Raw genomic sequence first — 14,049 nt, forward strand, 5'->3', positions numbered from 1 at the left:
ATAGAATAAAACCACCAGGTTTTCAGATTATAATTTTCCATTATGATCAATATATAGTTAACAACCTATATATCAACTTCATAAATTTGCTGGTATAACATCGGATTTTCATTGATAAAATTCTACCAACCAGTCAATTTATGAAACCCAGTATTGCTTTCTCCGGCTCGACAAGAAGCGGGATTGGCTATGACGTTTTCAAAACTTATTTGAAAAGGCTGTCATTGCTTCTTTTCTTTTTAGGGGGGCTCGCTTTATCGCATGTTGCCCATGCCCAAACCCAGTATACTCACGATTTCTCCACCCCTGCAGCTCTAAGCGGTAAAGAAGAAAATGGATTCTACAACACAAAGGCTATTATTAATATTGGCGGGGTAGAGTATGAACTGTCAGGTATAATAAATGGTAATTGGGAAAATAGAAGTAACGGAGGTGCCAACAATAGCGGCAGCTTATACTTTAGTACCGCTGCGACAACCGGCTTTACTATAAAGCGTAAAGACGGCCAACGATTCAAATTTTATGGACTCTGGCTAAGCTATGACTGCTTCAGTGATGCAACATATTATCCACCGCCACACCTTACCGTAACTTATACAGGGAGCAGTCTGCCGCAGGAGATATTTAATGATCGAAACCGACAGGGGTTGGTGCTTTCAAAAGATGTAGAAGTTAGCTCAGTAACATTCTACTTTTCAGGTCTCCATACCTTAAACCTCGACAACCTGGTAGTTGGTCCTGCTGGCGCTCCCTTGTCCGGTAATGCCAACCTCTCCAACCTGACTCTCTCAGGCACTACGTTGTCACCGGCATTTAATGCCAATACAGTTAGCTACACGGCAAGTGTAGCCAATACCGTAGCCTCGGTTACAGTCACTCCAACCAAAGCAGATGCCAATGCTACTGTGAGTATCAACGGAACCGTGCTGGCCAGTGGCGTGACCTCCAGAGCAGTTAATTTGAATGTTGGCTCCAACTCAATTCCTGTTGTCGTAACAGCACAGAACGGGACCACTAAAACTTATACTGTAAACGTAACACGGGCTGCACCCATTGTGTCGCCTCCGCCTGTGGCTGGGTATGTGAATGCGCTTCAGTTCGACGGTGTAAACGATTATGTGGAGATTCCGTCCCAACCTTCCAACCAGTTCGATTCTGAAACAGAGTTTACTGTTTCGCTTTGGTTCAAGGCAAACAGTATGAATAGAGCCGGTCTTTTCAGCAGACCTTCAGGTGGTGGCGATATGCAGTTCTGGCTGAGTGCAGAAAACGGTACATTTACCTACGGAATCGACAAGCATGGAACTGGCTGGACCTGGCTCAGTACCGGAACAGCTTATAAACTGGGAGAGTGGGTACAAGTAACCACTGTAAGACGCAATGTTGGTGGCGAGCGCAGAATGGAAATCTATGCCAACGGCGTTTTAATTGGTTCAGATAGAGTAAACTACACATCTTCAGCATCCAATGCATCCATACGCATTGGTACTGTCATTAATGCAGATGAGAGCTTTGCCAACGGGCAGATAGATAACGTGTCGCTTTGGAAAAAGGCGCTGACTGCAGAAGAGATCAAAACACTTGGAGCCACTACTCTGAGCGGCAACGAAGCGGGGCTAGCAGGTTACTGGCGCTTTGATGAGACATCGGGCACTACAGCGTATGATGCAACAGCTAACGCAAACCATGGCACACTCAGAAATATGGATCTGGCAACTGCCAGAGTTAGATCAACGGCTGGTGATATCATTACCAAAAAGAATGTAGCCTACGCTGGTAAACTGACAGGTAGCGACCCCGAGGGTAAGCCTTTGAGCTATAGCCTGGTAACCGGGCCATCCAAAGGCACGCTCGTAATCAATGCCAACGGAACCTTCACGTATACACCAAATACAAATGCGGTTGGTACTGATAATTTCTCTTACAGGGTAAGCAACGGAACCACTGTCTCCAATACAGCTACTATCAATGTAACGATCGTTGAGCTGGCCGCCCCTTCAGTTCCGGACCTGCTCAGCTCCAGCGATACTGGTATAAGCAACAGCGATAACATCACGAACGATAACACGCCAACTTTTTCCGGAACGGCGACGCCTGGTTATACCGTCACCCTGTATTCCGGTGGTAGTGCGGTTGGAACTGCTCAGGCTGATGCCTCTGGTAAGTGGACAATAACAAGCAGTAGCCTGGCAGATGGAGCCCACAGTATGACGGCAATAGCGGTGGACGGAACAGGAAGTCAAAGCCCCGCTTCAGCCGCCTTAACTGTAGTGATTGATACAACGGCTCCTAACACTACCATAACCGCTAGCCCTGCTGCTGCTACAAACGCCACCAGCGCTACCTTTACCTTCACAAGCGACGAAACTGTCAGTACCTTCCAGGCAAGCGTGGATGGCAGTCCGTTTACCATTGCTGCTTCACCGCTTACACTGACGGGCTTGAGCGAAGGCACGCACACCGTACAGATACAGGCCATGGATGCAGCCGGAAATCTGGATCCTACGCCGGCCTCCTATACCTGGACGGTAGACGCAACGGCTCCGGCCGTAACGGGCATCACCCGCCACAATCCAGCAACAGCAACCACCAACGCGACCACCGTTACCTTCCTGGTTTCCTTCAGCGAGGGAGTTACAAGTGTTGATGCAGACGATTTCTCTTTGGCAACTACAGGGGGGGTAACAGGCACCGTTTCAGGCGTAAGTGGTGCGGGAACTAGATACGAGATAACAGTCTCTAACATCAGTGGAAGCGGCACCATGCGTCTGGATGTAATGGCAAGTGGAACCGGGATCACAGATGCAGTCGGGAACGGGCTCAGCGGAGGGTATACCGCTGGTCAGACATATACAATAGACACCACCAGCCCGGTTATCACCTCCGTTTCTGTACCTGCCAATGCTACGTACAGCGCAGGTCAGCACCTGGACTTCACGGTTAACTTCAGTGAAGCCGTGACTGTAGCTACCGAAAACGGTACCCCAATGCTCGGCCTTACCATAGGCGCTGCTTCCCGGCAGGCAGTTTATCAGAGCGGCTCGGGCACAACTGCGCTGACCTACCGCTATACCGTGCAGCCAGGCGAGATTGATACGGATGGTATTGCGCTGGCAGTTGGTATTACCCTGAATGGCGGAACAATAACCGACGCGATCGGCAATGCAGCTGTCTTGTCGCTGAACGGGGTGGCCTCAACAGCCGGTGTTCTGGTAGATGCTGTTGCGCCAACAATCACGTCTATCACCCTACCCAACGACGGCACTTACAACCTGGAGCGGGAGCGCTACTTGCTGTTCAGTGTAGAATTCAGCGAAAACATGCAGCGCACGCAGGGCTCATACCTTGAGCTACGTGTTGGCACACAAATCCGCAAGGCTACCTTGGACTGGGCTTATGAAAGTTCTGCTTATTATGCCTATGCGGTACAGGAAGGGGAGCAGGGCGCAGGCCTGGAGGTGCTGGCCCTGAAATCGGACGCCACAATGCCAACCGATATGCAAGGCAATGTACTGAGCACAGGCTCAACGTTTCCTATCACGCGCAGCAATGTGCGTGTAGACGGTATTCGTCCTCTAATCACGGGGTTGACGGTGCCTGCCAATAAGATCTACAAGCAGGCGAGCACCTGGACTTCACGGTACGCTTTAGTGAGAAGGTAGAACTCCGCGAGGCAGGACCTATATTCGGTCCCCTGAGCGCCAGAGCTGCAAGCGAGCCGGAACTGGAGCTGCCAGCACCACCGGCGGACGGAAATCCTTTTATTCCGCTTAAGATAGGTGAAAAAGTAGTGCTGGCCTGTACAACCAGGGAAGCGGCACCGAGCAGATCTCCTTCCGCTATACCGTGCAGGAGGGAGAACTGGACATGGATGGAATTGAGGTAGCGCCATTGATTATGACGGCGGATAACCTCATCCCCGGCCCAAGACCTATGGCGAGTAGCACGCCGCCTGCCGGAAATTTCACCATCACTGACCTGGCAGGTAACTACGCCGATGATCTGATGTTTGATGAGGTGCCTGTTACCACTGGGGTGCTGGTAGATGCCGTGGTTCCAACCCTGCAGTCTGTCAGCATAGCCTCCAACAATAGCAATACGGCAGTAGCAAAAGTCGGGGACGTAATCACACTGCAATTCGTGGCCAGCGAAGCGATCCAGCTAACGGTGCTGATTGCCGGGAATGCGGCAACAGTAGTGAATGTTTCTGGTTCGGAGTATCGCGCGACCTACACCATGACTGCTGCCAGCAACGAAGGCAACGTACCATTCAGCATCAACTTCAGCGATCTAGCGGGCAATGCAGGTGCAGCTGTCAGCGCTACCACTAACAGCAGTAGCGTTACCTTCGACAAAACAGCGCCGACCGGAACGCTCGCCATCAACGGCGGGGCTACCCACACGGCCGCTACGGAAGTTACGCTGAGCATTTCGGCAACCGACGCCCTGACCGGCGTGGCCGACATGCGCTTCTCCAACGACAACACCACCTGGAGCGACTGGATGCCTTTCGCGACAAGTCAAGCCTGGACACTACCTGCTGTAAACGGCAACCGCCAGGTATACGCCCAACTGCGCGACGGTGCCGGCAACATCGGTACGGCGGAGGCGCAGATCATCCTGGACAATGTGCCGCTCACGCTCACACTCACCAGCGATGTGCAGGCTGCTACCAACAAGCCATTCGATGTAACCTTCACATTCAGCAAAGCCGCTACCGGTTTCACGATAGCAGACCTGACAGTGGTAAACGGCACGGCTTCCAACCTGGTGACCGCGGACAATAAGGTATACAAGGCGACCATAACCCCTGCTTCGGAGGGAGAAATAAGAATAAGTGTGGCAGCCGGTGTAGCAGTTAATGTAGCGGGCAACCTGAATGCCGCCTCCAATTCCATTACGACACTGTACGATACTACGCGACCTGCTGTGGTTGTCAGCACAAGCGCTTCCAGTCCTGTTAACAGCGCCTTCACAGTTACTTTTGAATACAGCGAAAACGTGTCAGGTCTTGCTGCAACAGGTATAGCCGTTAGCAACGGTACGCTTTCTCAATTCAGCCAGGTGGACGGTCGACGCTACAGTGCGCTGGTAACGCCTGTGACAGCCGGTGAAGTAGCCGTACAGGTGCCTGCCAATGCAGCGGCTGACGCGGCTTCGAACGGTAACTTGCCTTCCAACACGCTCGCCGTGGTATATGATGCTGACCGTCCAACCGTGGTGTTGGCAAGCACTGCCCCGAACCCGATCAACAGGTCTTTCCAGGTAAGCGTTACGTTCTCCGAGCCTGTAACAGGATTTACAGCGCAGGATATAACAGTGGTAAACGCTATGCTCTCCGGTCTGACAACAACTGATAACCAGCACTTTACCGTGGAGGTAAGCCCGCTGGCAGATGGACTGGTAACGGTTTCGGTGCCGGCTAATGTAGCCCAGGACGCGGCAGTCAATGGCAACACGGCTTCTGCAGTACTCTCCAGAACCTTCAATACTACCAGACCTACACTTGCCCTCTCCACTACTGCAACCAACCCAACCAACGCTGCTTTTGAGGTGAACTTCACTTTCAGCAAAGAAGTTAGTGGCTTTGAAGTAGGAGACATTGCAGTGAACAACGGAGCGGCCTCTGCCTTCACGCAGGTTTCTGCTCAGGTATACACAGCCCGCATCATACCAACTGCGGAAGGCGAAGTAATTGTGAGTGTGGCAGAAAATGTGGCCCAAGATGCGGCTGGCAACGGCAACACGGCTGCCACAGCCCTGAAACTGAACATTGACAAGACACAGCCAACTGTTGTACTGGCTTCCAGTACTCCTGAGAAGCTGAACGCCGCCTTCGAGGTAACTGTCACCTTCAGCGAAGCGGTAACCGGATTTACTGCTGCTGATGTGACGGTTGTAAATGGTACGGTGACAGCCTTCGCGGCGAAAGGTGACAAGGAATATACCTTGCAAATCACACCGCAAGCGAATGGGGAAGTGCGCGTATCTATTGCTGCCGGTGTGGCGCAGGATGCAGCGGGTAACCTAAACCTGGCCTCCGAGCAGCTTATCCGACTCTATGACACGACAAGGCCAGCCGTGATAGTGGCCACAGCGGTGACCAGCCCTGTCAATACCGCCTTTACCGCGCGCTTCACCTTCTCAGAGTCTGTGAAAAGCTTTGAGCTGAACAATATCACGGTAGAGAATGGAAGCGTTTCTAATCTAATTAAAGAAAGCGCTACGGTATACACAGCCCTGGTGACACCAAGTGCAAATGGTGTGGTGACAGTTTCCGTGGCTGAGAATGTGACGCGGGATGCGTTTGGTAACGGCAACCTGGCTTCTAACCGACTGCAGCTAAGCTACGATGTGACCCAGCCAGCGCTGGTGCTGTCGACTACTGCTGCGGATGTGGCGAAGGGCCCATTCGAGGTGACCTTTACCTTCAGTAAAGCTGTGGCAGGATTTGAGTTGCAGGATATCGCTGTGACTAACGGTGCTGCTTCTGCCTTTACGCAGGTGTCTGCGCAGGTATACACTGCCCTAGTAACACCGCTGGCCGATGGCGAAGTAGGTATAGCGGTAGCAGCTGACGTAGCTCGCGATGCTGCCGGAAACGGTAACCTGAAGGCTGATGCTTTAACCAGAATGTACGATGCTACCAAGCCAACCTTGGTGCTGAGCACAGAAGCCAATAGTCCGATCAACGCTGCCGTCGAAGTCGTGTTTACGTTTAGCGAGCAGGTTTCTGGTTTTGCCCTGGCTGACGTAGCAGTGACTGGAGGAACTGTATCGAACCTTGCACCTGCCGCAGGCGGCAAGGTATACACCGCTACCATCACGCCATCTGCTGAAGGAGAAGTGTCCGTAAGCGTTGCTGCAGATGTGGTAGAAGATTTGGCCGGTAACGGCAATCTGGCCTCTAACACACTGCGCCTGCAGTATGACAAAACCCGTCCGGCAGTCACGCTGGCTACCACGCTCCGGCCCTGACCAACGCCGCTATACCTGTCACGATCGAGTTCAGTGAAGTTGTAACCGGCTTAGATCTGGCTGACATCTCCGTCACCAACGGTACAGCTGCTGACCTGACGAAGATAAGTGAAACAAGGTACAGCGCCCTGGTGACACCAGCTGCTGACGGAGAAGTAAGCATCGTCCTTGCCGAAAACAAAGTAGCGGACGCAGCCACGAACGGCAATACAGCCTCTAACCAACTGACCCTGACTTATGATGGCAAGGCACCTGCTGGCTACGCCATCGCTTGGAGCGCTGACCGTGTGGATGTATCGAACCTGGAGGATATGGCGCTGCTGCTCACAGGTGCTGAACCGGGTACGACCTATACCTATCGCATCACCAGCGCCCAGGAAAACACAGAAGTTTCCGGTACGGGCGAGGTGACAGAGCAAAGCGTGCGCATCGAGAACCTTGACCTGGAGAAACTCCAAGATGGCACGTTGACCGTGCAGCTATACCTGACGGACAAGGCCGGAAACAAGGGAGCGGAAGTAACGGCGCAGGTAGTGAAGATTACCCGCAACATCGCTTCTGTGACGGAGCCAGCCATAATCGAGGTGCCGATCCGTACGAAATTCGAGCAGGTTTCGCTGCCGGCAACTGTAGCAGTTACCTACTCTACCGGCGAGACAGCGCAAGTGAAAGTACGCTGGGAAGCCGGTACCTACGATGGCACCAAAGCCGGACCTTATGTGCTGACCGGTATACTGGAACTGGCCGAGATGACGACCAACCTGGATAACCTGACTGCCAAAGTAACCGTGGAAGTGCAGCCGAACAAAGTGCCAACTGTACTTGCCTTCAGCGCCACCAACTTCAAACCAGATGCGACGGCAGCAGATGTGATCGGTACGCTGACTACCACTGACCCGGACGACACCGAGTTTGTCTATACCCTGGTAAGCGGCGAGGGCGATGTCCATAATGCACTCTTCGAGATCCGCAGCGACCAGGTATACCTGAAGTCGAACAACGGCCTGTCAGGTATGACTTCCTTCACCATCCGCGTACGCAGCACCGACCCATACCTGAACACGATCGAGCGCACCTTCACGCTGACCAAGCAGGCCTATGACCGCACCGTGGACCAGCTCAAGATCGTCAACGCTTTCTCTCCGAACGGCGACGGCATCAACGACAACTGGACCATCCCGGAGCTCCGCTTCTACAACCAGGTCTACATCCAGGTGTTCGACCGCTCGGGTGTGCGCGTGTTTGAGACTACTGATCCGGAGAAAGGCTGGGACGGACGCGGCCCGAACGGACAGATCCTGAAAGGTGCCTTCCTCTTCACGGTGGAGGTGAAGGATATCAACTGGGTGAAAAGAGGTGTGGTGACAATCCTTAGCAAGTAATCAACATGAAAAAGTTAATCCTATCTATACTATTCGTTGCTTCTGCTCTGGGCGTGAGTGCCCAGAACAGAAAGCACATTGCCAACTTTCAGCTGTTTCAGCAATACTACAATCCTTCGCTGACAGGCTACGAGGGCTCTATGCTCAAAGGCTTCCACCGCAACCAGTGGACGGGCTTTGAAGGAGCGCCCCGCACCTACTTCGCCTCCGCAGAGCTGGATCTCGCGGACCTGACTGCCTGGCGAAAAAGTGACATGCTCCGAACCCGGCAGGATGATTACTACAACCGCCAGGTTGGTGCCAAGCATGCTTTCGGCCTATCAGTGCTGCAGGATGAGTTCGGACCCTTCTCCGAAAGTCAGGTGCAGTTGGGCTATGCCTCGCGAGTGCGCCTTTCAGAAAGGCTGAGCCTGCGCTGGGGCGGTGCCGTCGTGTACAATGCCCAGCGCCTGGACGGCAACAGGCTGACGGTGGACAACGAAAGCGATCCGGAGTTTCAGGGTGTGCTAGGGCAGCGCCTGCGCCAGGGCAAGCTCGACCTGAACCTGGGCTGGACGCTCACGGCTGATAACTTCTACATCGGTTATGCGATGCAGGACGTGACCAAAGGGGGGATTGTGTCGGGTGGAGACGAGTTCCTGCAGGACCTCTATACCCGCAAGCACCTCGTGCAGGCGGGCTACCGCACGGCGATCTCCGATGAGTTTGGCTTGGTGGCCAATGCCATGTTCCAGTATGACAACAAGTTGAAAGAGAGCGCAGAGCTGCAACTTAAGGCCATCTTTCAGAACATGGTTTGGCTGGGAGGCAGCTACCGCCAGGACCTGGCCTGGAGCGCTACCGCCGGGTTGCGTCTGGATCAGTTTCGCATCGGCTATGCCTACGAGATTCCGATTCAGAACGCCCGCCACGTGAGCCGGAGCACGAACGAGATCTCCCTCACCTACAACCTGATCCCGGTGAAATATCCGAAGTACGGCAGACAAATAACCATCTGGTAAAGCGAAGTGAACATGAAGAAGATTGTATACACCATTGGATTGATTTTAGGGACCCTGACCGTAGGGCAAGCCCAAATAAAACTTCAGGAGACGAACGTTGAAATGGCCGGCGTAGCGCTGGTAGGAGAGGACATGCTGCTTGTGACCAAAAAAGAGGACGGCGGCCAGTACCTCTACACCGCCCGTCTCGGCGAGACGGAGACTACGGAGCGGGCCAATGCTCTTAATGCCGGCCACATCAATGCTGTGGTTGGCGGCAACCTGGCGGCGGGCGAAGTGTACGTCTACCATAAGTCGGGCAGGAGAGAGGAGCGAATCACAAAGTATACCTGGACAAACGGCGAGTTCGTAAAAGGCGAGGATATTCCTGTGCCACGTCTGCGCAACCACTCTTACAACCTGGGCCTATACCTGACCGAGGACCGGCGCCATCTCTATATCGCCGCCGAACTGGCAGGCTCACAGGGCTACGACGATCTATACCTGAGTGAGTGGAATGGCAAGTCGTGGTCACGCCCGCGCAACCTGGGCAAGCAGGTCAACTCAAACCTCGCGGAGTTCGCTCCTTTCGTACGCAACGATTCTTTGTATTTTTCCCGTCAGGAAGGCGAGACAGCCTACATCTACGGAGCCGCTTTGCGTGATGGTCAGCCAGGAGCGGCAGTGCGCTTAACTGGTATGGTGAACGAAAAGGAAACCTACAATGCCTACTTCAGGAAAAGCGCTGACCATACCTTATGGGTGACCGGCACTGCCAAGGAGCAGCCGCGCTATGTTGCTTACCTGCTGGGAGACCTGCCTGCTACTGCAGTCGCAGCGCCTGTTGAGGAGCCTGTTTCTGAACCACAGGTAGAAGTGGTGCCACAGCAGATCGCACTGGAGGAGGTTGCTCCAGCTGAGTCAGAAGTTATTGCTGAAGAGTCGGTGAAAGCTAAGCCTATGCGTGCCGCGACCCCATCGCTGGTACTCTATAACGAGTTTAACCGCGTGCACCTGAGCCTAAGCGAACTGGCTGGTTTGTCGCGCTTCCTGCGCCAGCAGCCAGACGGAACAAGTTTTGTCATCAAAGGCTATTCGGACGGCTACGGGGAGCCTGCGGCAAAGCAGCGGGTGAGCGAGCAGCGTGCGCAGAGTGTGAAGGAGTACATCCAGCGCTACTTTGGAGCCAAGGATTTCCAGGTAGAAATAGAGGGGGAAGTACTCCCGGGCAAGGGCAAAGCGCACCGTAAGACGGAGCTATACCTGGTGCAATAGTGCGATATTGTTTGTTGCTGGCAGGATAGGAATGCAGGAAGTTACTCTTAAAAGAAGTAGCTTCCTGCTTTTTTTTATGTGGCACGGTTTGTCCCAAAAAGACTGTTCTTACGCGTAATCCTTCCAGTGCGCACTAGCAGGAAGTGTAAATTATTTCCGGGTCAGATTTATACTTGAAAAAACCTCTACCTGTAATTGACAACCTCTGCGCGTTGAAAACTTCAATTTACCCATTCTAAGACAGCAAAGCTTCGATATCTTATTTTTAATATATATAAAATATATGTATTTTGTAGTACTTTTTAGGTTGCCACTAGATCTGCGGTAATGTTTGTATGCAGATTTCCTGTCTGCCTGCAAAACAAACTTAACTTAGTTTCTATGAAGTACGTGCTGCTCTCAGGCCTGTTCCTGTTCTCGTTTTTTATTCCGGAACTGAAAGCTCAAAGCCAGAAAGGGGAATTAAAAGGCCTCCTCCTTGATGAAGCAACCAAAGGGGCTCTCCCTTACGCCACAGTCGCCGTGTATACAGCTGCAGACACCGTCATGGTAACATACAGGATGAGTGACGAGAAAGGCAGCTTCCGTGTACCCGGTCTTCCGCTGGATCAGCAGCTCCGGGTAGTAATTACTATGATGGGCTTTAAAGTATACAGAAAAGAATTCAAGCTCACACCGGACCAGGCATCTCTCGACCTTGGTGTCATCAACATGGAGCAGTCGTCTAACCTGCTCAATGAAGTGCTGATTGTAGCAGAAACTCCCCCGGTTCTGGTCAGGAACGATACACTTGAATTTAATGCCTCCTCCTTCAAAACCCTGCCCACCGCCTTAGTGGAAGACCTTTTACGCAAATTGCCAGGTGTTACTGTCGATCAACAGGGCAACATTATGGTGTATGGCAAGTCAGTACAGAAGATACTTGTGGATGGGAAAGAGTTCTTTGGCAGCGACCCTAAAATAGCCACACGCAACCTGCCGGCAAATGTGATCGACAAAGTATAGGTAATGAACGACCCGGAAGCACTACGCCGCGACCCCGATATGCCTTTTATGGAAATTCCGCAGGTAATTAACCTAACCTTTAAAAAAGGAATTAAGAAGGGGGCCTTTGGCAAACTATATGGCGGTGCAGGTACAAAAGAAAGATATGAAGTGGGGGGGATTGTCAATATGTTCCGCGACACCTCGCAGGTAAGTATTATTGGGTACTCCAATAACCTTAACAGGGCCAGTTTTGACTTTGCCGACATCAGGAGAATAGGAGGTTTTGCCCGTAGCGGCTTTAACAGTATTGGGATGAATAGTAATGGAGGAATCTCGGTTAATGGGATTTCTTTTGGAGGTATGGGCCAAGGTATACAGCAGTCTTCGGGTGGGGGCGCCAACTTTAACACGGTAACAAAGCGGGGTACTAAAGTGAACCTGCAGTACTTTTTTGGCGACAGCAGAGAAGATCTGAACCAGGTGGTTAATTCGGAGCAGTTTCTGAAAAGTGACACCCTCAACAGCCGCAGAAACAGAAGGCAAATCAGCAGAAGCGAAAGCCACCGCATTGGCGGAAAGATAGAGTGGAAACTCGGCCCCCTTACTACCTTAAGTATAAATCCAAGTGTTCAATTCTCTTACCATAACGCTAACCAAAACGCTTATACGAACACCTTCCGGCACAACGGAAACCGACTGAATGAAAGTACCAATGAAGAAAATATAAGCGGAGAGGGCATGGGCTTTGGGAACCTCCTTCAATTTGAACGCAGCTTCGAAAAGAAAGGAAGGCGACTGACACTATTCAGCAGAATGAACCAGTATTCTTCATTACAGGACCAAATTAACGAAGCGGAAAACATTTTTTACCAGCCCGACCCAACAGCAACGTTACTTGATCAGTTGCGGAATACCGATCAGAACGACTTCGAGGTATACAATACGCTCTCCTACACGGAGCCTCTCAATGAGTCCGTAAGCGCTACTTTCACGCTAAATTCAGAGTATTTCAATAATGACAATGTGTTAGCCACGTACCTGGCAGATCCCGAAACCGGAGAGTATGATAGGATTGAAGCAGGGCTGTCGAACGGACTCGACAGAAGCGGATGGCGAAACTATTTTACCTCAGGCCTTAGATGGAAGATTAAGGATGTAACGCTTCAGCCTGGTCTCCGCTTTACTGCATTAAACATCAACAACAGGTTTCAGACGATCCCAGACATTAAGCAGAATTACTTTTATGTATTCCCTAACCTCAATGTAACCTGGAAGCAATTAAACTTAAGCTACAGTGTAAATCTGCAGGAACCCACGGCAGCCTACCTGCAACCCGTAGTGGACAATACAAACCCGCTGTTTATTTCTTATGGAAACCCAGCCTTAAAGCCTACGGTAGCCAATACGCTTAGCATGAACTACAGAAAATTCGACAACAAGAAGTCTATCAACTATAATGCTAACATGTACGGCACTGTCCGAAACAATTTCATAACCAGAGCCCGGACGATTGATGAAAACGGTGTGCAGACGAGCAGACCTGTTAACACAGACGGTAACTGGATGCTGAGTGGAAGAGGTGGTTTGATGAAAGATTTTAAGTATGACAAGAATAAGTTTTCGATCGGAGGCAACATGCAGGTTAACTATGATAGAACACTTATATTGTTAAACGGTTCTCAAAGCTTCAGCCAGAGCTGGAATTTCAGGCCTGGAATGGAGGCCAGGATGAACCTGGATGATAAGCTTGAATTGAGCCAATCTTTTGATGTGAGCCACAGACGTAGTACTTACGAAAACAATGCCTTTAATAACTTAAGTATCAGCACCCGAATCTCCAAATCGGAGATAGTGGTGCGAATGCCGAAAAGAATTGTTTGGGAAGCTACTTTCGACTATTGGTATAATTCCAACATGGCGCCTGGCCTGCAGAACAGCTATGGCAGACTGAACGCAGGGGTTACGTTGCTGTTCATGAAAAACGACCGTGCCCAACTGAAACTCTCAGTTTACGATCTGTTAGATCAGAATATTTCAGCCAACAGGCTTATAAGGGAAAACCTGATTGAGGATTATCAGACCGAAATGCTAACACGGCACGGAATGCTCACTTTTACCTATAACATCCGCAATTTTGGCGGCAAAGTCGGTGGTAGACAAAATTCTCTTTTCCGGTTCTAAGGTAAATAGCCAGCTCCAGCTAAAGCACCGCATTAAAAATCCTGCAGAATCATCTTTTGCAGGATTTTTAATTTGATGTTATAAAAGATTGAGCGTGATGCAGCTTAAACTTCCAAAAGCCTCCTTTTCTATACCCAAGCCAGCTGTTGCATTTTTTTCAATATAACGGCTCTTCTATATTACAATCCGGGAGCTTTCTCCTAAATTACATACCTCCAAAAGACCGCTCCTGCGTGTAATTCGTAAAGAGTAGGCATTACACTTAC

At 51.3% G+C, this 14,049-nt stretch carries 7 protein-coding genes; all 7 read left to right on the forward strand.

What is annotated here, in order from left to right:
• The first annotated feature begins 650 nt into the window (after positions 1–650).
• The 7 genes from O71_RS08835 (at position 651) to O71_RS08865 (ending at position 13,783) form a co-directional block, all read left to right on the forward strand.
• Positions 651–3,662 carry a LamG-like jellyroll fold domain-containing protein gene (locus O71_RS08835; RefSeq protein WP_237717779.1) on the forward strand — a complete coding sequence of 1,004 codons (3,012 nt, stop codon included), beginning with the start codon at positions 651–653 and terminating at the stop codon, positions 3,660–3,662.
• A 184-nt stretch (positions 3,663–3,846) separates the two neighbouring features.
• Positions 3,847–6,978, forward strand: coding sequence for an Ig-like domain-containing protein (locus tag O71_RS08840; RefSeq protein ID WP_040574052.1), 3,132 nt, complete (start codon positions 3,847–3,849; stop codon positions 6,976–6,978).
• Positions 6,979–7,001: 23 nt separating this feature from the next.
• Positions 7,002–8,360, forward strand: a complete 1,359-nt coding sequence (locus tag O71_RS08845) for a gliding motility-associated C-terminal domain-containing protein (protein WP_255345372.1) — start codon at positions 7,002–7,004, stop codon at positions 8,358–8,360.
• Positions 8,361–8,365: 5 nt separating this feature from the next.
• Positions 8,366–9,361 carry a PorP/SprF family type IX secretion system membrane protein gene (locus O71_RS08850; RefSeq protein WP_007655672.1) on the forward strand — a complete coding sequence of 332 codons (996 nt, stop codon included), beginning with the start codon at positions 8,366–8,368 and terminating at the stop codon, positions 9,359–9,361.
• Between the two features lie 12 nt (positions 9,362–9,373).
• Complete coding sequence (locus O71_RS08855; RefSeq protein WP_007655674.1) at positions 9,374–10,615, forward strand: OmpA family protein; 1,242 nt, start codon at positions 9,374–9,376, stop codon at positions 10,613–10,615.
• A 381-nt stretch (positions 10,616–10,996) separates the two neighbouring features.
• Entirely contained in the window at positions 10,997–11,620 is a 624-nt protein-coding gene (locus tag O71_RS08860) for a carboxypeptidase regulatory-like domain-containing protein (RefSeq protein WP_040574053.1), read from the forward strand.
• Positions 11,621–11,623: 3 nt separating this feature from the next.
• Positions 11,624–13,783 carry an outer membrane beta-barrel protein gene (locus O71_RS08865; protein WP_040574054.1) on the forward strand — a complete coding sequence of 720 codons (2,160 nt, stop codon included), beginning with the start codon at positions 11,624–11,626 and terminating at the stop codon, positions 13,781–13,783.
• Positions 13,784–14,049 lie beyond the last annotated feature (266 nt).

It is taken from the genome of Pontibacter sp. BAB1700, assembly GCF_000277005.1.
In the GTDB taxonomy this organism is placed as follows: Bacteria; Bacteroidota; Bacteroidia; order Cytophagales; family Hymenobacteraceae; genus Pontibacter; species Pontibacter lucknowensis.